We start from the raw sequence: 20,299 nt of genomic DNA on the forward strand, positions 1-20,299 counted from the left end.
GCCGCCGCAACGGCCGGCGGCGTCGTCGCGCGGCAGCTGGACGAGGTGGTGGAAGGCTGCGACATGATTGTCCTGGCGGTGTCGGATGATGCGATCAGCGCGGTCGTGGCAATGCTTGCCCGCGCCATATTGCCATCGCCGCCGCCTTTCATCTTCCACGTCAGCGGCGGTAGCGGCGCGGCTCTACTTGAACCTTTACGCGTTGCGGGCGCGCTCACCGCCGCCATCCATCCGGCGATGACCTTCACCGGCGATCCGCAGGCGGAAATGACGCGCATGGCGGGCGCACGTTTCGCCATCACCGGGTCGAGCGCCGCCGCGACCGAACGGGCGAGGGCGCTGGTCACGCATCTCGGCGGCGTTGCGGAGGCAGTGGAGGAGGATCGCCGCGCCCTCTATCACGCCGCCTTATGCCATGCGGCCAATCATATGGTGACGCTGCTCAGTGGCGCCAGTCACGCGCTGTCGGCCGCCGGCGTCGCGGAGCCGGGCGCGCTGCTGGCGCCGCTGGCGCGCGCCGCCCTGGAAAACAGCCTGTCCCAAGGTTTCGAGGCGCTTTCGGGACCGCTGCTGCGCGGCGACGCGCAAACCATCGTCCGCCACCTCGCGGCGCTGTCAGACGGTTGCCCACAGATTCTGCCAGCCTATCGCGCGATGGCGCGCGCGACGCTGGACGAGCTGGACCGGACCGGCGCCCCGCCAGCGACGGCTTTGCGCGATCTGCTGGGCTGATCCGGTCCGGTCACGATCGTTCAGACCAGCTTGTTGGTGCGCACCAGTTCGCGATACCAGTCGGCCGACAATTTGGGCGTGCGCTTCTGCGTCTTGAAATCGACATGATGGATGCCGAACAGCTTGGTATAGCCGTCCTCCCACTCGAAATTGTCCATCAGGCTCCAGACGAAATAGCCCTTGATCGGCAGCCCTTCGCGCGCGGCGCGCTGAAGATGGGTGATATAGTTGCGCAGATACATGACCCGGTCGGCGTCATAGACGCGGCCGTCGGGTGCGACCTGATCATCGGTGGAACAGCCATTTTCGGAAATATAGATCGCCTTGGGCTTCCACATTTCGCTGATGGCGCGGATGCCCCAATAGATGACTTCCGGGCTGACATAGAGCCAGGGCGACGCCATGCGCGGCGATTGGGGTAGGCGCGGCAAAATATCATAGCCGCCCGGCTTGCTCGCGTCGGCGCGCACCGTGTTGCCGGTGTAGACATTGACCGACAGGAAATCGAGCGGGCTGCCGATGATCTTCATGTCGCCCGCCTTGACCGTGGGCGCATCCTTGCCCTGCGCGGTCAGGTAGGTGTCGAGATATTTGCCTTCCATGATGGCGGTCAGGAACATGGCATTTTCTTCGCGCACGGCGTTCCTGGTCGCTTCGATATGGTCGGGCGTCTCGATCGCGGGGACGTAGATATTGGGGTTGTCGGCAATGCCCACCAGCGTCCCCGCCTTGGCCCCCGCACGGATCGCCTGCACGCCAAGACCATGGGCCAGCACGCCATGGTGGCGGACCTGATTCACCTCGCCCATCGGCAGCTTGAGCCCCGGCGCCTTGCCGCCGGTCATATAGCTCAGATCGGTGAAACAGCGCAGTTCGTTGACCGTCATGAAATGCTTCACGCGATCGCTGAGCTCGCCCGCCATATAGCCGGCATAATCGGCAAAGGCGTAGGCCGTGTCGCGGTTCTGCCAGCCACCGGGCAGCGCGGCGGGCAGATCCCAATGGAACAGGGTGGCGTGCGGCGTGATGCCGGCCGCGAGCAGCCCGTCGACCAACCGATTATAATAATCGACGCCCTTCTGGTTGGGCTTGCCCTTGCCGTCGGGGAAGATGCGCGACCAGGCGATTGAAAAGCGATAGGCCTTCACACCCAGGTCTTTGAGAAGCTGGATGTCGTCCTGATAGCGGTGATAGCTGTCGCAGGCGACATCGCCGGTGTCGCCATTGGCGACCTTGCCGGGCGTATGGGAAAATATGTCCCAGTTGGTGGGGCCGCGGCCATCCGCCTTCACCGCACCCTCGATCTGATAGGCGGCGGTCGCCGCGCCCCACAGGAAATCGGGCGGGAAGGACATATAATCCTGCGGCGCGGCGCTTGGTTCGGGCTGGGCGGCGGCCGGCGCTCCGCCGGACAGCGTGGCGCCCAGTGCGGCAGCGCCCAGACCCATGCCCAATTCGCGGCGGTTGATCCCTGTCATATCATGTCGCTCCTTATTGTCCGACGATCTGGACGAGGCTGCCCACAGCCTGGCCGGATGGCAATTTGCTCTTCGCTGTCAGCGCCCTGGTGCGCTCGTTCCACATCAGTTCGGCCTTCGTGCCGCCATTTTTGCGATAGGCGTTGGTGGTGCCGTCATCATCATAGAGGGTGAAGCGCGCGTCGGCGCCCGGATAGACGCGGATGCTTTCCAGCGCCTGCTTTTCGGCGGTGCTCTGCACCGCCGCGCCCATCGGGACGATGGAGCCGGCCTTGACGAATAGGGGCATCCGGTTGATCGGCGCATCGACCTTGATCGTCTGGCCGCCCTCATAGCGTTGGTTGGTCCAATAATCATACCAGGCGGTGCCGGCGGGCAGATAGACCGGGCGTTTCGTCTGCCCCTGCTCGGTCACCGGCGCGACCAGGAAAGCAGGGCCAAACATATATTGGTCGCCGATGGTCACCACCTTGGGATCATTCGGGAAATCCATGAACAACGCCCGCATGAAGGGCGCGCCGCTGTCATAGGTGTGGCGCCCCAGCGAATAAATATAGGGCATCAAGGTATAGCGCAGCCGCAACCAGTCGGCCAGGATCGGCTCGGCTGCCTTGCCATAGGTCCATAGTTCCGTGTCGGGGCGCTGGCCATGGATGCGCAGCGTCGGCGTGAAGACGCTATATTGGAACCAGCGGACGAACAGTTCGGGATAATCGACATAGTCCATGGCAGCGGCGGTCATACCCGCCGGATCGAGCAGCACGGGATGTTCCGGCGCGGGACCGCTCGGCCATTGCCAGCCGCCAATGTCGCTGCCCCAATAAGCGATGCCCGAAGCGGTGAAGTTCAGGCCCGTCGGCACCTGCCGCCGCAGCGCTTCCCAGGTCGACTTGACATCCGACGACCAGAACAGGCCGCCATAGCGTTGTGAGCCGAGATAGGCGGCCCGCGCCAGGATCATGTTGCGGAAATTGGGCCGGTCACGCTCGGACCCTTCGGCGACGCCGCTGACATGCACCAGCGGGAACAGGTTGCGATAGCGGTCGCCCGACCCGATGGAGAAGAAGAAACCCTCGGGGATGACGTCCGGCTCGGTCTCGTCCAACCAGAACCAGTCGAAGCCCTGGCTCGCGATATTGTCGCGGATTTTGCCCCAGAACCACTCCCGCGCGTCCGGGTTGGTGCTGTCGATCAGCGCGCCGGCGCGGTCGAACCGGACGGGAAGGCCGTCGACCGGATTGCCGTCCTTGTCCTTGAGCAGCCAGCCTTTCGTCGCCAGCATGTCGAAATAGCGCGATTCCCGCTCGAAGCGCGGCCACACGCTGACGATGGAGCGCATCCCCATGGCGTTGAGTTGGTCGTTCATGCCCTTGGGATCGGGGAAATAGGTGCGGTCAATGTCCATCTGCCCCATGCGGGTCCAATAGAACCAGTCGAGCACCATCACGTCGAGCGGCAGGCCGCGCTGGCGATAGCCCTTGGCGACATCCAGCAATTCCTGCTGGCTCTCGTAACGCGCCTTACTCTGGATGAGGCCGAAGCCCGCCTTGGGCGGCAGCGGCGTGTCGCCGGTCAGCTTGGCATAGCCGGCGTAGATCTCGTCGGCTGTCTTGCCGGAAATGACGAAGAAGGAGACGCGCTCGCCCACCTGGCTCTGCCAGCGGGTGCTGCTGTGCAGGCCCGGCCAGACCAGGGTGCGGGCGGGATTGTCCCACATGATGCCATAGCCCTTGTTCGTGACCATGAAGGGGACGCAGACGGTTTCGCCCGCAGGCGCATCATAATAATGTTTGCAGTCGATCTCTCGACCCTTGAGGTCGAGCTTGCCTTCCTGATTTTGCCCTAGGCCGTAATAATGTTCGTCGCCCGGCGCGTCGAAACTGGCGCCGACCTTGAAGGTCTGTTCGCCATTGACGGTGACCGGCGCCATTTCCCAGCCGGTCATCCGGGTCAGCAGCTTGCCGCCCGCGTCCCGCACGGACAGGCTGACGGGCGGGAGCGAAGGCGCGAAATAGCGTTCCATCTGCGTCGGCGCCTTGGGCCAGGGCTGGGGGTCGACGGTCAGTGTCAACGCCGACGAGCGGAAAATATCGGCGCCCGCTTTGTTGCTGTGCGTCCAGCCGGTCGCGTCCGACTTGGCGATGGGGCCGGGGCCGGGGGCAGCTTGCGCCAGCGCCTTGTCGAGCGCGATGGTGACGCGCACGATATTGGGCGCATAGGGCTCGATCGCGACGCGGCTGCCATGGCGGTCGAGCAGCGCCATCGGTTCGGCCAGCGCCGGGGCGGTCAGCCCGATGCTGGACACGCCCAGTGCGATCGTTGCTAATATCGTCTTGAAACCCGTTGCGCTCATCCCTCGAAGTCCCCGTTCTTGTATTAAACCAGGCCCCGGCCATCGATGCGGACGGCGGGCACGAAGCCGTTGTTTTGCGGCATATCGACGTGCAGGCCCGCGCCGTCCTGCCGGAAGGCAAGCGGCCCGCCGCCAAGCAGCGTCACCTGGCTGATCTGGCCCTCGATGCGACCGCGCGCCAGTGAGCGGATGGTCGTAGACCCGCCCGGCCGGCCCAGGAACAGCGCATAGAGCGCGCCCTTGTTGGTGGTGAAGCGGATGTCCTGGGCGGTGAAGGGTTTGGCCTTCTCCTCATTCTGCATCCCCGCGATCAGCTCGGTCGGACCTTCGCCATAGATACGCCAGGGGCGCGAGCCGAAGATCGCCTCGCCGCCATGCGCCATCCATCCAGTCATGCCGTCGAGGATCTTCTCCTCTTCGCTGTCGATCGAGCCGTCGCCGGGCTGCGGGATGGAAAGCAGGAGGTTGCCATTCTTTGACACGACATCGGCCAGGCGCTGGATCACTTCCTCGGCGGTCTTGTAGCTTTTGTCGTTCAGGCGCGCGACATTATAGAACCAGTCGCCGATGCAGGTATCGGTCTGCCACGGCTCATCCCATAAATGATCGGTAAAGCCGCGCTCGACATCCTGCACCATGCCGAAGCGGGCATAGGGTTTGAGCTGCTTGCCCGTCAGCACCACGTCGATCTTGCCATGCCACTGGATCGAGCGGTTATAATAGTCGGCTGCCGCTTCCAGCCCGACCGGGCCGAAGGGCAGCTCATGATCGTCCATATAGACGAGGTCAGGCCTGTATTTCTCGACCAGGTCGGTCTGGCGCAGCAGCCAGCGGGTGACATAGGCCGGGTCGTCTTTCGGCCCGGTCTCGATCCACTGGCCGTTGTTTGCGTCGTGCCACTGGTTCATCGCCTCGATGCTGTCGATGCCGTCGGGTAGGACCGCATGACCGCCGGTGTAGAGTTCCTGCGGGTCCAGGCCCTCCCACCATTGGCCTACGCCATCGGCCTTGCGCAGGCGGAAGGCGTCATAGCGCTCGCCCTTTTTCGGACCCGTCGGGTCATAGCCATAGGCCGGCTGATACCAGTGCCAGGCATGGGCGGCGTGATTGGACACGCCGAACTTCAGGCCGGCCTTGCGCGCGGCCTTTTCCCAGATGCCGACGACATCCTTTTTCGGCCCGACGCGCAGGCTGTTCCAGGCGTGATAGCGGCTGTCATAGCAATCGAGATTGTCGTGATGGCAGGCCAGCGCCATGAAATATTTGGCGCCCGCCTTCTGGTAGCGGGCGATCAGCGCATCCGGGTCCCATTTGTCGGCGGTCCACAGATGCTGGATATCCTTCATCCCCGCAACCGACGGATGGCCGTAGGTTTTCAGGTGATGCTCATACATCGGGTGGCCCTGCATATACATGAAGCGGCCATACCAGTCGCCCTGCTGCGGCACCGATTGCGGCCCCCAATGCGACCAGAGGCCCAGCTTGGCGTCGCGGAACCAGTCGGGATAGCGGTAATTGTCGACCAGCGATGGCCAGCTCGCCTGCACCGGCCCGCGCGCGGTGCCCATCGGACTTGCCGCGCGCGCCGAGCGGGCGAGGCCGAGCGCGGCGGCACCGGCGAGAAAGGAGCGGCGGCCGAAGGATTGCATCATTTCTTCCCCAGGGTCCGGGCGATCGCTGCCTCGGCCAGCGGTCGCATGATGGCATAGCCTTCCTTTGTCGGATGCACCCCGTCGCTCGACAGGCCCGCCTTCATCGCGCCATCAGGCAGCGCCATGGCGCTATGATAATCGACATAGGTAAAGCCTTTGGCGCGCGCATAGTCCGCCAGCCATGTGTTGATGGCTGCGATCTGCGGCGCGGGGGTCATGCCCGGGCTCCAAGGGAATGCGCCGGCCGGCGGAATGGAAGCGATGATGACCTTGATCCCGTGCGCCCGCGCCAGTTCGGCCATGCTTTGAATGTGGCCCAGCACCGTTTCCATCGTCGCCGCGCCCGTATTGCCCGCAATATCGTTGGTGCCGGCCATGATATGGACGACCTGGGGCTTGAGCGCGATCACGTCCTGGCGGAACCGGACCAGCATCTGCGCCGTCGTCTGGCCGCTGATCCCGCGATCGACCAGCCCGCTCGTGAACAGCGAGGGATCGGCATTGATCCAGTTGTCGGTGATGGAATCGCCCATGAAGACGACGCGGACCGTCTGACCCTTCAGCGACTTGTTGTCGGCGGCATAGCGGCAGAGCTGCCCGAAATCGCGCGTCAACATATGCAGGTTCCACATTTGCCATCCTGCATCGCCTTCAGGCCTGGGATGGACGGGGCAGGGGTCGGGGACGATGCCGACTGGATCGTCCGCATGGGGATCACCGGGCACTTTGGTCTCGGCAAAGGCGACGCCGCTGATCGCGAGCGCGCAAAGAACGGCAGTCAGGCGCAACATCCTCATCTCTCCCCTATCGTCCGCGCAATGCCTGCTCGATCGCATGCTGCGCGATCGGGGCCATCACGGCGTAGCCATTGTCGAGCGGATGGATACCATCCTGCGTATAGGCGGCGGCCATCAGGCCGTTGCGGTCCACCAGAGCGTCGAAATAATCGGCATAGACATAGCCGCGCCGGGCGCAGAAATCGCGCAGCCAGATATTGAGCGCCAGCAGTTCGGCGGGCTTGCGCTCTGCCACCACATGTTTTGCAGCGTCGCTATAATCGTTGACCGGCAGGATCGATCCGAACACGACCCTGATGCCGTGGGCATCCGCCAGATCGCCCATCGCTTCCCAATTGGTTTCGATCTGCTCGGCCGTTTCCTGTTGCAGAAAACCCTGCACGTCATTGATTCCAGCCAAAATCACGACGGCGCTGGGCTTCAATGCAACCACGTCCTGATGGAAGCGCAGCAGCATCTGCGCCGTCACCTGGCTGCCGATGCCGCGATTGACATAGGGTTTGCCGGGAAAGCTGGCGGCCAGGTTCCAGCGGTCAGTGATGGAATCGCCCAGGAACACGACCCGCTGCTCGTCCGGCGCGGGCGGCGGCAGTGCAGCATTGGCGGGCGCGTACAGATAACGCTCGCCGAAATCCTGCATCAGGCTGGGCACCAGCTTCGCACGGAACGGCCCGAGCCACGGTCCCCAATCCTTTTCCCCGACGGTGCGCCGTTCGGGGGCGCTTTGATAAGAGTCCGATGCGGCCAGTGCCGGGCTTGCCGCCAGAACCAGTAGCGGAAGCAGCGCGATCTTCATGCCCCAATCAACCCATGTCGGGCGGCAAAGGTGGCGAACAGTGCCGGCCAGGCGGCCGCCTCCATCATGGGCGCCGGGCGCACGCCAAAGCCATGGCCGCCCGCGCTGAAGATGTGCAGCGCCACGGGGCGGTTGGCCGCCTCCATCGCCTGGAACAAAGCAATGCTGTTGGCCGGGGGGACCAAGCCGTCGTCGGTGGCATGGGCCAGGAAAATGGGCGGCGTGGATGCCGAGACGCGCCGCTCCACCGACCGGGCAAGCCGCATCGGCTTGGGCGCGTCAGGCCCCAGCAGATTATCGCGCGATCCGCCATGGCTGAACCCGGCGTCCAGGCTCACGACTGGATAGAGCAGTCCCGCGACGTCCGGTCGCGCATCGCCACGATCGGCGGCATCGACAGGGTCATAGACCCGCTCGCCATGCCGCGTCGCCAGCGATCCGGCCAGATGGCCGCCTGCGGAAAAGCCGAGAACGCCGACACGGCTTTTGTCGACAGCGAAAGCGACAGCTCCGGCGCGGATCAGTCGCATCGCCCGCTGCGCATCCTGCAACGGCACATCCTCGCGCCGCGCCCAGCCTTCGCCGGGCAGGCGATAGAGCAGGATGAAGGCTGTGATCCCGCGCGCGTTGAGCCAGTCCGCCTGGTTGGTGCCCTCATTGTCATAGGACAGGAAACCGTATCCGCCGCCCGGCACCACCAGCATCGCCGCACCATTGGGGCGGGCGGGGCGGCGCACCACCATCACCGGGCGGTCGATGCCGGTAACCCAGCGGTCCAGCTTGCCCGCTTCCCTGGACTGATCGTCGATCTTGCGGACGATGCGTGCCCCGGTGTCGCCGGGCGGCGAGCCGGGCCACAGGTCGATGACCTCGTCGGCTGCGTTCGTCTGCGCTCCGGCCAGCGTCGGTAGCGCAGCGATGCCGGCGGCGGTGATCAGGGCCATGCGGCGGTCCATCATGGTCATGTATCCTTTTCCTCCTGCTGAGCGCGACGGGGCGGCGCGGTGATGATCGGCGACATCTCCGCGCCGATCGTGCGGGCAGCCTCGCGCACCAAATGGCTGCACTCGTCCATCGTGGCGCGATTGGCGGGGCCATCGACATAGGGCATGGTGAGCGCCGCGCGCGCTACATCGCCGGCCAATATGGGGGCGGACAGGTCGGTGATGCCGGTCAGCATCGGGCTGGGCGCATTGGCGCCACCCGCGACCACGACGGCATCCAGCCGCGCGGACAGATCGTTCTCGTCGAAATCGCCGCCATTCGCGCGGATGTCCTCCAGCATGGCGGCCCGCGACTCGGGCGGCTGGAACGCCAGCAGGATGCGCCCGGAATTGGAGCGGTGGAGCGGGCGGCGATATCCCACACGCACGGCAAAGCCCGAAAGGCCCGGCGCCTCGATTGCAATGATGACCACCATCTCGGCGCCCGACGCCACGCCCAGATGGCAGCTTTGCCCAGCCCTGCGCGCCAGTTCCTGCATCACGGGCAGGGCGGTGGACGCCAGGTCGCGGATCGGCGGCTGGCTCATGCCCAGCGCGAACAGCCGGTTGGTGAGGCGGTAGCCGTCTTCGGCGCGCGCGATATAGCCATGTTCTTCCAACACCTGGAGCATTCGGAATATTTCGCTGACGGATCGGCCCAGAGCAACAGATATGTCTGACATGATGAGGGGGGTGCTGGCCGCTGCGAGCAGCTCGATGATTTCGAGACCCTTTTTCAGGGCAGGTGCCTGATAACGCGTTTTGCCGGTCATTGTCCCCTCCACCAAGCGTCGCTTTTCAGCCTGTTATACCCGCCGACGCAGCATCAGCCCCTAAAGCCGTGCACATATAAAATCAATTTTTATATTTCATATTGGCAAATGTGCGAGTATTGGAGTTTCGTCGTGGTAACGCTCTCAGGGCGGACTGCGACGTCTTTAGGGAAGTGTTCCGCCGCCTCCCGTGCGGTGCGAATCATCAGTGCCCGCTCCGAATCAAGGGGCAGGGAGAGGAAAAGGGTTCCATGTCCAAGATGACTTTCACGCCACGTCGCGCAGCCTTGCTGGCGGGTATCTCGATCGGCAGCATGATGCTGGGCGGCCATGCCATGGCGCAGGATGCCGCTACCGCGTCGCAAGCGGCGCCCGCCGATGACGAAGCCGCGATCGTCGTGACCGGCGTGCGCGCCAGCCTGTCGAGCGCACAGTCGATCAAGCGCAATAGCGACGTTATCGTGGATTCCATCGTGGCCGAGGACATCGGCAAACTGCCCGATCGCAACGTCGCCGAGGCGCTGCAACGCATTCCCGGCATTCAGGTCCAACGCCAATATGGTGAGGGCAGTTCGGTTGCGATCCGCGGCCTTACGCAGGTCCGCACCGAACTCAACGGTCGGGACATATTCACCGCCAGCGGCGCCAACCAACTCAGCCTTGAGGATATTCCCTCGGAATTGTTGGCGGGCATCGACGTGTACAAAAATCCCTCGGCAGACCTGATCGAAGATCAGCTTTCGGGCACCATCAATTTCCGGACGCGCAAGCCCTTCGACTTTGACGGCTTCAAAGCGGCGGCCACGCTCACGCAAAGCCATTTCGATCTGGTCGACAAGTTCAAGCCGTCCGCCTCCCTGCTGCTGAGCGATCGGTGGGAAACCGGCATCGGCGAAATCGGCATACTTGCCAGCGTCTCCTACCAGAAGACCGCCTTCCGCCAGGATACGATTTCGACCGAACCATTCTACACGCTTGATCCCAGCGTACCCGCTGATGCTGCGGTGCTCGACACGCTCGGCCGCACCGGTCAGACGACTACGCTGCCGCACGGCACGGGTATCGGACAAGTTTATGGCGACCGTCGTCGCCTCGGAACCGACATTTCGGTTCAATGGCGCCCCAGCGACACGCTGGAATTGACCGCTGAGGTTTTTCGTTCAGACTATAAGTTCCGCTTGGACGATTATAGCTTCTTTGCGTATACTTCGACCAGTGCGATCGTGCCTCAGCCGGGTGCGCCATTTACCTATGCCGACAATGGCGATTTCCAGAGCGGCACCTTTATTGACCTGCCGATCGGCGACAATACGAGCGCGCAGACCCGTCGATCCAAGACCACCGATTATTCGCTGAACCTTAAGTGGAAGGCGACGCCGAACCTGACGATCAGCGCTGACGGTCAATATGTCGATGCGACAACCAAGAATCTGCGTTCGATCTTCGGTCTCAACGGCACGGCCGACACGCTCTACCAGAATATCTCGGGATCAGTGCCGGTCGTGAATATCGGTTCGTCCACCGGACTGACCAATCCCGCGACCTACGACAGTGCATTTTATCTCGACAACCTCAATGAATCGAAAGCCTCGGACAAGACCGCACGGCTCGACGCCGAATATCGCTTCGACGCTGGCATCCTCTCGTCCATCAAGGCGGGTCTGCGCTTCGCCGATCGGCGCAACAAGACGATCGACACGGGCTATCGCTACACCGGCCTCTCAAGCATCCCAACCGATCTGGAAACCGTCAACCTGGACGATTTCTTCCGGGGCGACGCCGATCTGTTCGGAAATATCATAGCCTTTAAGCGCGGCATCATCCGCAATTATCAGGCCACATTGGATACGTTGGGCATCGCCAGTGCGCCGTCCTACGTACAAAGCGGGACCAACCAGCAACTACAAAAAACCTATACCGGCTACGCCACCGCTTTCTTCAAGGCCGATCCGGTCGACGGCAATATCGGCGTTCGCGTGGTCCGCACCGATCTGGACGTGTCAGGATATTATCAGCAGACGCCGATCATAATCGACGAGAATGGCAATGAAACCAATGGCCCGACCGTCTTCAATCCAATCGCCGTTTCGCGCAGCTATACTTCGGTTCTGCCGAGCCTGAACCTGCGCATTCACCTGACCGACGATCTGCAACTGCGCCTCGCCGCGGCCAAGAATATCTCGCGGCCAAGCTTCACGCAGTTGAACCCCAGCCTCACCATCACAGAGCCGGGCAGCGCGCAGCAGGACCAGGTGCATAGCACCTCGGGTGGCAACCCCTATCTGAAGCCGATGAAGTCGGACAATCTCGACGCATCACTGGAATGGTATTTTTCGCGCACAGGATCGTTGACGGCGGCGGCGTTCTACAAGCGGATCAAGAATTACATCCAGACTGCCGTTTCGACACGCAATGTAACCTTCGAAAATGGTGACAGCTATAATTATGAAGTGACGTCCTACAATAATGTCGCCACCGGCAAGGTGAAGGGTTTCGAACTGGCTTATCAACAGTTCTTCGATTTCCTGCCAGGACCGCTCAGCGGTCTCGGGATGCAGGCAAACTTCACCTATGTCGATTCCAAGGCACCATCGCCGGCGACTGCCGGACCGGTCACCGATGTGCCACTCGAACTCTTGTCGAAATATAATTACAATATTGTGGGCATTTATGAATTGGGTGGTCTTTCGGCCCGTGTCGCCTATAACTGGCGCAGCAAATATGTTGTCACGACGGCGGGCAACGGAACCGGCAACCTGCCAATTTTCAACGAGCCGTTCGGTCAGCTCGACGCATCGATTAGCTATAATGTTACACCGCAATTTGCCCTTACGCTGGACGGTGTGAACCTGACGAATACGCGTCGCGCGACCTATTTCGGCATCGATACGCGGCCGCGCGACGTTGTTGTCAACGACCGCCGCATCAGCCTCACCGCCCGAATCTCCTATTGACGCAACCGCCGTTATGGTTGCCCCCTCATCCCCGGCGGCGCATGGCCGCAAGGCGCATCGCCGGGGATCGGGAGAACAGGCTGATATGATCGATGCGCATGGCCATTTCGGGCGTGCCGGTCGCAATGACGATCGTCGGCCTCGGGTGGCGCCGCGGTTGTGGTCCATCGCGATTCCGACCGGCTGCAACTTGCGGCAGAGCGCCGACAGCCTGATCCGGGGCCGGGATTGGCTGGTGTTTATCCCCAAGGCTTGCATGGTCCGTTGGCGCGACCGCGCCTGCACTGCGATGCCGGTCCACCGCCATCCGCTGTTCAGAGGCGGCAATATGACCCGCGGCTATCGACTGGAGCGACCCTCATGACCTCGTCCGACTTTCCGCGGCTCGGCATGGGCACCGCGCCTCTTGGCAATCTTTATCGTGCCGTCACGGACAGTGAAGCTCAAGCGACGCTCAATGCGGCGTGGGACGCGGGCATACGCTATTATGACACGGCGCCCCATTATGGCTTTGGCCTGGCCGAACGCCGTTTGGGCGCCATGCTGGCGCAGCGGGACGTAACCAACGAGGCGATCCTGTCGACCAAGGTCGGCCGCCTGTTGGTGCCGACCGATGCGCAGGGCGAACGTCACGGTTTCGTCGATGCCGACCCGTTCGAGCCGGTCTTCGACTATTCTGGCGAGGCCATCCTGCGCTCGTTTGATGCCAGCCGTCAGCGGATCGGGCGCGATCGCATCGACCTGTTGCTGGCGCATGATCTTGGTCGGCTGACCCATGGCGATGCGCATGAGGCGCATCTGCGCGTCTTCCTGAACAGCGGCTATCGCGCGATGCGGGACTTGCGCGACAGCGGCGCGGTCGATGCGATCGGGATCGGCGTCAATGAAGTCGCGATCTGCGACGCGCTGCTGGACCATATCGAACTGGACATGATCCTGCTGGCCGGCCGTTACACCCTGCTGGACCGCAGCGCCGAGCGGTTGCTGGCGCGTTGCGCCGCGCTGGGCGTCCGGCTCATCGTCGGCGGTCCCTATAATAGCGGCATTCTGGCGCGCGACCTGAACGGTCCGCTCCATTTCGACTATGGCGCGCCGAGTGACGATGTGCTGGAAAGAGCGCACGGGTTGGCGGCCATCTGCGCTCGCTTCGGCACGTCGCTGCCGGCGGCGGCCTTGCAATTCCCCCTGCGACACCGGCAGGTCGCGAGCGTCATTCCCGGCCTGGTCGGCGCCGATCAGGTCGTCGACACGATGGATCGCTTGGCCATGTCGCTTCCAGAGGCGCTCTGGTCCGCGCTTGATTCGGTTCTCGCGCCAGAGCCTCCGCGCGCCGGTCACGTCATGTTGCAGGATGATGCGCGCCTGATCCTGCTGCATCCCGACGACAATGTGCTGATCTGCGTCCGCGCGATCGATGCGGGCGATGTGCTGCCGGCTTCGGGCGGGACCATCCCCGCGCGCGAAGGCATTGCCATTGGGCACAAGGTCGCGCGCGTGCCGCTGACGGCCGGGGACAAGGTCATCAAATATGGCGCGCCGATCGGATCGATCACCGCCGATGCCGCCACCGGCGACTGGGTCCATATGCATAATATGAAGAGCGACTATATCAGCAGCCATACCCGCGGCACTCTGGGGGGCGGGGCATGATCGAGGCCTGGCTCCGGAAGGACGGTCGCAAGGGCATCCGCAACGTCGTCGCGGTCGCCTATCTGGTCGAATGTGCGCATCATGTCGCGCGGCGGATCGTCGACAAGGTCGATGATCCCGACGTGCACCTGATCGGCTTTCCGGGCTGCTACCCCAATGCCTATGCTGCCAAGGTGATGGAAGCGATCGCCACCCATCCTAATGTCGGCGGGCTGGTGATCGTGTCGCTGGGCTGCGAGAGCTTTAATCGCGAGCGGTTGCTGGCGGTGGCGCGGGCGAGCGGCCGGCCGGCGGAACTGCTGGTCATCCAGGAAACCGGCGGGACGGCAGCGACGATCGCGGCGGGACTGGAGGCGGTGGAGCGGGTGCGCGCGGCCATCGCCGATGTGGAACGCGTGCCGATGAACGTGGACGAACTGGTGATCGGCACCATCTGTGGCGGTTCCGACGGGACCAGCGGCATCACCGCCAATCCGGCGGTCGGCCGGGCGTTTGATCGCCTGGTCGCGGCCGGCGCGGCCTGCATCTTCGAGGAGACGGGGGAACTGGTCGGCTGCGAGACCATCATGGCCGATCGCGCGGCCACGCCGGAACTGGCCATCGCGATCGAGGCCTGCGTTCACAAGGCCGAGCATTATTACACCATCATGGGCTTTGGCAGCTTCGCGCCGGGCAATGCCGAAGGCGGCCTCACCACGCAGGAGGAGAAGTCGATGGGCGCCTATTCCAAATCCGGCTCCTCAATCATCCACGGCATATTGAAGCCGGGCGACCTGCCGCCGACGGGCGGCCTCTATCTGCTCGACGTCGTGCCTGATGGAGAGCCGCGCTTCGGCTTTCCCAATATTGCCGACAATGCGGAGATTGTCGAACTCATCGCCTGCGGCGCGCATCTGACGCTCTTCACCACCGGGCGCGGGTCGGTGGTCGGATCGGCCATTTCGCCGGTCATCAAGATTTGCGCCAATCCCGACACGGCCCGCCGCCTGGCCGCCGACATGGACGTCAATGCCGGCCGCATCCTGGAAGGCGAGGCGACGCTGGAGCAGGTGGGCGCGGAAATCTACGACAAGGTGCTTGCGGTCGCCGGCGGCGACCGCAGCATTTCGGAATCCCTAGGCCATCAGGAGTTTATTTTGACTTACAAGGCTTTCGATCCCATCGGCCCCGACTGTCTGCCGACAAGGGCGCGGGCATGAGCGGGCGGCTGGCCGGCAAGGTCGCGCTTGTCACGGCGGCGGCCCGCGGCATCGGTCGCGCCACGGCGGAGCGCTTCGTGGCCGAAGGCGCGCGGGTGATCGCGACCGACCGGGACACGCAAGCGCTCGACGGCCTGGATGGCTGCGAATTGCGGGCGCTCGATGTCACCGACGGGGCGGCGGTGCGCGCGCTGGTGACGGACATCGGCGCGATTGATGTGCTCGCAAACATCGCCGGCGTCGTTCATGCCGGCAACATTCTCGAATGCAGCGAAGCGGACTGGGACTTCGCCCTCTCGCTCAACATGACGGCGATGTATCACACGGTCCGGGCCGTCCTGCCCGAAATGCTGGAAAAGGGCGCGGGATCGATCGTCAACATGTCTTCCATCGCCAGTTCGGTGAAGGGCATCCCCAATCGCTTCGCCTATGGCGCGAGCAAGGCCGGTGTCATTGGCCTGACCAAGGCGGTGGCGGCCGATTTTGTCGGCCAGGGGGTGCGGTGCAACTGTATTTGTCCGGGCACGATCGACACGCCATCCCTGCAACAAAGGCTCCAGGACACCGGGGACTATGACGCAGCGCAGGCTGCCTTCATCGCGCGCCAGCCGATGGGCCGGCTTGGCCAGGCGGAGGAGATCGCCGCCCTGGTCCTTTACCTTGCCAGCGATGAAGCAAGCTTTACCACGGGCGCTGTGCATGTGATCGACGGTGGCTGGGTAAACTGATGCATGCCCGGTCGCATCCAAGTTGCTACCGCTTGACCCCTGGCGCTTAGCCTTCGTCCGCTTGATCAGGTTGCGAAGAGGTCACCTTGGCCTGCCCGGGCGGCCGGACGCTGCGAAGCTGGCTGCGGGCCAATCAGTGCGCGTGCTCTTCCCGCCAATATATATACTGCCTGCCGTTGCGCGCCCCGGTTGAGATGGTCGACACGATAGCCCTGATAGTGACGTGTGAGCAGGCCGGCCTTTACCAGTTCGGACGCGGCCCGGCTAAGATTGGTCTTGCCCGAAGCGCGTACGCGGGTGCGGACTTCATCCTGCACCATCTCTTCATCCGGCGACGCATTTCCCGACAAGCGCCCGGTTTTTCGTAACTCCTCGCGAACGCGTTCGACCAGCGCCATGCGGCGCGGGTCTCGATGTCCCATCGGCGTCAGCGCATCGCATAACCAGTCGCGCAGCGGGACGATGCCTTCGCCCATGCGCACCCATGGCCCCGCGCTGCCGTCGGGACGCGCCACATCGGCGATCAGCGTGAGCAGCATGAAGGCATAGCGCGGCCGTGAACTGCAATGCGACAATTGGTCGAGCAGAAGCGAAATATCGCTGCCCCCGGCAGGGCGGGAAGAAACGGGTGCTGGGAACATATCAGGAATCAAGCACAGAGCGGACTGGATGTGAATCCACTTTTTTCGGCGAGTCGCACTTTGTCGGCAGTGACACTTTACCCGACGGTAAAGTGTCATGGCGGAAACTTTACGGGCTGTGGCGCTATCCCCGGCAGATCGGTGAGGATCAAAGAAATGGCGGCGCATGGCTGCGCCGCCCGAAATCTCCAGAAGATTGCGGAAACAGTCCCGATTGATTTTTATACGCTTACGCGGTCCAGTCGCGGGGACAGCAGGTGCACTGCCGCAAGCGCCACGAAATAGGCACTGCCGGCGACCGCGAAGAGAGGCGTATAGCTGCCGATGCTGTCAAGAATATATCCGGCATATTTCGCCATCGCCATGCCGCCAATGGCACCCATGGTTCCGCCGATCCCAACGACCGACCCTACCGCACCCCGCGGAAAGAGGTCCGAAGGAAGCGTGTAGAGATTGGCCGAAAATGCCTGATGGGCCGCAGTTGCTATGCCGATCACCAACACGGCAAGCCAGAGATTGTCGATCGACTGGGCAAAGAAGATCGGGAGCACCGCGCACGCGCATAGAAGCATCGTCAGTTTGCGGGCGGCATTGACGCTTTTGCCCGCCTTCATCAATCGACCCGACAGCCAGCCGCCAAAGATGCTGCCGCCATCGGAGAGCAGGTAGATGGCCACTAGCGGCGGACCGAAACTGATAAGGTCCAGGCCATAACGTGTGCCAAGATAGCCCGGCAGCCAGAAGAGGAAGAACCACCAGATCGGGTCGATGCAGAATTTGCCGATCGCGTAGGCCCAGGTTTCCCGCACGCTCATGATCCGGCCCCAGCCGATCTTCTGCACCGGGTCGGCCGGATCCTGCTGAATATACGCCAGTTCTCCGGCAGTAACTTTGGGATGTTCCTGCGGTCGGCGATAGAGGGCGAGCCAGGCCACCAGCCAGATAATGCCGAATATACCGGTCGCATAGAAGGCGACGCGCCAGCCGTAAGCGACCGTCAGCCAAGGCACGAGCAAAGGGGTTACGATCGCCCCCACATTGGCGCCCGCATTGAACAGGCCAATGGCAAAAGCCCGCTCCTTTTGCGGGAACCATTCCGTCACGGCCTTGATGCCCGCAGGAAAATTCCCCGACTCCCCGATTCCAAGGCCGAAGCGGGCGAGCGCGAACTGAGTGACGCCGTGGACGCCGCCATGGGCCATGTGGGCAACCGTCCAGACGATCACCGCCACGGCATAACCAAGCCGCGCACCGATCATGTCGACGATCCGGCCAAAGCCCAGATAACCGATCGCATAGGCGGCCTGAAACCAGAAAACGATATTGGCATAGTCGGTTTCCGACCAGGCCATCTCTTCGGCCAGAGTAGGCTTGAGCACGCCTATCATCTGTCGGTCCACGTAATTGATGGCGGTGGCAGCGAAGAGCAGTCCCACCACGACCCACCGATAACGACCGACCGTTGGCGCCGGCATCTCAGCTTCCCTCATCATCCAGCTCCATTTTATCTGATCAGGCCCCTTAACGCGGCTCTTGAGTGCCAATGCTGCAATGGAGCGCGCCGAGCGGACCGAAATCCATCTTCACCTCCTGGCCCGGCCGTATCGGGTGGACACCTGTGACAGCACCGGTCGATATCCACCAGCCCGTTTCGATCGGGATATTCCGCCTGGCAAGATTTTCCAGCAGGAAACGGACCGAGCCGATGGCGCCAAAGGTAAAGGCAGAGGCACTGCCTTTGCCCACTGGCGCGCCATCGATTGATGTGATCACCTCTTGGTCGGCATAGGTGTTATCCCGCCATGACGGTACAGCCGGACCGATCAAAAGACCGTTATTATTGCCGAAATCGGAGATGGTCACTGCCGGTCCCATGTCGTTGATGCCGACGAAAGGAGAACTGGCGATTTCCACGCCGATATGGACGGCGTCGATATGCCCTGCCGCTTCTTCCAATGTGAATTGGCTTTGGTCTGCTCGCGGCGCCTTGCCGATGCGAAACAGAAATTCCGCCTCGATCGCGCCGAAGCCACCCGCGTAGATCAGGCCCTGTGAAGCGGGGCCGATCATCGACACTGTGTTTGCGAAAATAGGTCCGGCCAACCGATCGCAGCCATATTGGTCGCTAAGCGGCGGCAGAATGCGCCCCACCTTCCATCCGGCGATAACGCCGCCCATCCGGGCCAGCGCGCTATCCTGTATGGCATAGGCCTCATCCAGTGTGGCTGGCGGCGCACCGGGATATTCATCGAGGCTCTGTGCTGCCTTGCGGGCCGCCAGAAAGCGTTCAGCAATGGCTTCTGTCATGCTGGTGCTGGCGTTCACGCGAAAATCCTTTCCGTCAAAAATCTCCTGATCGGGTATAGGAAACCGGTGTCATTATCAAGCTATTGTCTGCTAGGCCGCTGGCGCACGGGCGCAACTCGTCTATAAGGCGCCATGGCGAAGCAGAAACAAGATGAGGGGCCAGCGGCCAAGCTGACGATCAATGATATTGCGCGTTTGGCCGGCGTTTCAAAGAAAACCGTCAGTCGCGTCATCAATCGTTCTCCGCTGCTCAACCGGGAGACCCGCGACAAGGTCGAAGCCATCATTCGGGAAACGGGGTATGTCCCCAATCCACAGGCGCGCGCATTGGCGCTTGGCCGCAATTTTCTGATCGGTCTGATTTACGATAACCCCAACGCGCAAATGGTGCTTTCCATGCAGCGGGGCATTCTCGAGGCGCTGCACGGGACGGAGTTCGAACTTGTCATCCGGCCCGTCGATCGGGGATCCAATCAGGTCATGGAAGATATTCAGGGCTTTGTGACGCGACAGCGGCTCTTTGGCGTTGTGGTGCTGCCCCCCATGTCGGAAAATGACGCGCTCATGCGGATGTTGGATGAACAGGGATGTCGTTACGTCCGCATGGGGTCAGCGATACTCGATGATCCCGAGCATATGGTCGCTTCCAACGACCGGGAAGCGGTGGCCGATGCGGTGCGCCATCTGATCGCCCAAGGGCATCGTCGCATCGGGTTGATTGCAGGGCCGCATGGTTTCCGCTCAGCGCGGGAGCGACGCGAAGGTTTCGAAATGGCGCTGGCGGAAGCTGGCATCAGTTTGCCGCGCAGTTTGGTGGCGGATGGACAATATACGTTCGAATCGGGGTTGTCCGCGTCGGAAAGTCTGTTCGATTTGACGCCGCGCCCCACGGCCATTTTTGCCAGTAACGACGAGATGGCCGCAGGGGTTCTTTATGCTGCGCGCCTGCGTGGCATCGCCGTACCGGAACAACTCTCCATCATCGGATTCGATGACACGCCGGTTACTACGCGCGTCTGGCCGCCACTCAGCACGGTTCGCTGGCCTATTGTAGCCATGGGGCGCGCAGCGGCGCTTAAATTGATCGGCACAGCCATTGGCGAAGGGGCTGAGGTGAACGAACCCTCTATGTTCAGTTCCACTTTGATCCGGCGAGGATCAGTTGCACCGCCCGTTCAGACTTGATAGAGCCGGCTCCTGACACCGGTGTCCATCGAATGGAGGAGGAGCCATCATGTTCGAGAAGACCTATCACG

17 protein-coding genes are annotated in these 20,299 nt (G+C 62.7%); 7 read left to right on the plus strand and 10 right to left on the minus strand.

The genetic code is table 11. The annotated features are described in order from the left end of the window. A partial coding sequence (locus C100_RS45700; RefSeq protein ID WP_024021886.1) for a Rossmann-like and DUF2520 domain-containing protein occupies nt 1-732 on the plus strand: 732 nt, incomplete at its 5' end. A 20-nt stretch (nt 733-752) separates the two neighbouring features. Here C100_RS45700 and C100_RS45705 read toward each other — a convergent pair. From C100_RS45705 to C100_RS45735, 7 genes are read right to left on the minus strand one after another with little or no spacing between them, the layout of a single operon-like run. Next, nucleotides 753-2,210 (minus strand): GH1 family beta-glucosidase, encoded by a 1,458-nt coding sequence (locus C100_RS45705; protein WP_024021887.1) that lies wholly within the window; start codon nt 2,208-2,210, stop codon nt 753-755. A gap of 13 nt (nt 2,211-2,223) precedes the next feature. Then, nucleotides 2,224-4,563 carry a glycoside hydrolase family 31 protein gene (locus C100_RS45710; RefSeq protein WP_024021888.1) on the minus strand — a complete coding sequence of 780 codons (2,340 nt, stop codon included), beginning with the start codon at nt 4,561-4,563 and terminating at the stop codon, nt 2,224-2,226. A gap of 23 nt (nt 4,564-4,586) precedes the next feature. After that, entirely contained in the window at nt 4,587-6,212 is a 1,626-nt protein-coding gene (locus C100_RS45715; RefSeq protein WP_031310294.1) for an alpha-L-fucosidase, read from the minus strand. Then, nucleotides 6,212-7,006, minus strand: a complete 795-nt coding sequence (locus C100_RS45720; RefSeq protein ID WP_024021890.1) for an SGNH/GDSL hydrolase family protein — start codon at nt 7,004-7,006, stop codon at nt 6,212-6,214. Before C100_RS45720 ends, C100_RS45715 begins: the two co-directional genes overlap by 1 nt. Nucleotides 7,007-7,019: 13 nt before the next feature. Further along, nucleotides 7,020-7,808: a GDSL-type esterase/lipase family protein gene (locus C100_RS45725; protein ID WP_024021891.1), complete on the minus strand. Its 789-nt coding sequence runs from the start codon at nt 7,806-7,808 to the stop codon at nt 7,020-7,022. After that, nucleotides 7,805-8,773: an alpha/beta hydrolase gene (locus C100_RS45730; protein ID WP_031310296.1), complete on the minus strand. Its 969-nt coding sequence runs from the start codon at nt 8,771-8,773 to the stop codon at nt 7,805-7,807. The genes C100_RS45725 and C100_RS45730 overlap by 4 nt, the downstream gene beginning before the upstream one ends. Then, nucleotides 8,770-9,564: an IclR family transcriptional regulator gene (locus tag C100_RS45735; protein ID WP_024021893.1), complete on the minus strand. Its 795-nt coding sequence runs from the start codon at nt 9,562-9,564 to the stop codon at nt 8,770-8,772. Before C100_RS45735 ends, C100_RS45730 begins: the two co-directional genes overlap by 4 nt. A gap of 260 nt (nt 9,565-9,824) precedes the next feature. Between C100_RS45735 and C100_RS45740 the strand changes: the two genes are divergently transcribed. The 5 genes from C100_RS45740 (at nt 9,825) to C100_RS45750 (ending at nt 16,095) form a co-directional block, all read left to right on the plus strand. Further along, on the plus strand, nt 9,825-12,518 hold the full coding sequence (locus C100_RS45740) for a TonB-dependent receptor (RefSeq protein ID WP_442800337.1): 2,694 nt from the start codon (nt 9,825-9,827) through the stop codon (nt 12,516-12,518). A gap of 85 nt (nt 12,519-12,603) precedes the next feature. After that, nucleotides 12,604-12,882, plus strand: coding sequence for a hypothetical protein (locus C100_RS0125470; RefSeq protein WP_031310297.1), 279 nt, complete (start codon nt 12,604-12,606; stop codon nt 12,880-12,882). Then, a complete protein-coding gene (locus C100_RS0125475) occupies nt 12,879-14,168 on the plus strand; it encodes an aldo/keto reductase (RefSeq protein ID WP_024021896.1) in 1,290 nt (429 codons plus the stop codon). The genes C100_RS0125470 and C100_RS0125475 overlap by 4 nt, the downstream gene beginning before the upstream one ends. Next, on the plus strand, nt 14,165-15,367 hold the full coding sequence (locus tag C100_RS45745; RefSeq protein ID WP_024021897.1) for a UxaA family hydrolase: 1,203 nt from the start codon (nt 14,165-14,167) through the stop codon (nt 15,365-15,367). The genes C100_RS0125475 and C100_RS45745 overlap by 4 nt, the downstream gene beginning before the upstream one ends. After that, entirely contained in the window at nt 15,364-16,095 is a 732-nt protein-coding gene (locus C100_RS45750) for an SDR family oxidoreductase (protein WP_024021898.1), read from the plus strand. Before C100_RS45745 ends, C100_RS45750 begins: the two co-directional genes overlap by 4 nt. Nucleotides 16,096-16,160: 65 nt before the next feature. Here the strand turns inward: C100_RS45750 and C100_RS45755 are convergent, their stop codons facing one another. The 3 genes from C100_RS45755 to C100_RS45765 all read right to left on the minus strand — a co-directional run bounded on the left by C100_RS45755 (nt 16,161) and on the right by C100_RS45765 (nt 19,043). Continuing rightward, a complete protein-coding gene (locus C100_RS45755; RefSeq protein ID WP_024021899.1) occupies nt 16,161-16,736 on the minus strand; it encodes a hypothetical protein in 576 nt (191 codons plus the stop codon). Between the two features lie 221 nt (nt 16,737-16,957). Then, nucleotides 16,958-18,229 carry an MFS transporter gene (locus C100_RS45760; protein ID WP_442800336.1) on the minus strand — a complete coding sequence of 424 codons (1,272 nt, stop codon included), beginning with the start codon at nt 18,227-18,229 and terminating at the stop codon, nt 16,958-16,960. A 28-nt stretch (nt 18,230-18,257) separates the two neighbouring features. Then, nucleotides 18,258-19,043, minus strand: coding sequence for a 2-keto-4-pentenoate hydratase (locus C100_RS45765; protein ID WP_031310301.1), 786 nt, complete (start codon nt 19,041-19,043; stop codon nt 18,258-18,260). 132 nt (nt 19,044-19,175) lie between these two features. On the opposite strand from C100_RS45765, the gene C100_RS45770 reads away from it, so the two are divergent. Continuing rightward, a complete protein-coding gene (locus C100_RS45770; RefSeq protein WP_024021902.1) occupies nt 19,176-20,228 on the plus strand; it encodes a LacI family DNA-binding transcriptional regulator in 1,053 nt (350 codons plus the stop codon). Nucleotides 20,229-20,299: the final 71 nt, after the last annotated feature.

This window comes from Sphingobium sp. C100 (genome assembly GCF_000508185.1).
Taxonomy (GTDB): Bacteria; Pseudomonadota; Alphaproteobacteria; order Sphingomonadales; family Sphingomonadaceae; genus Sphingobium.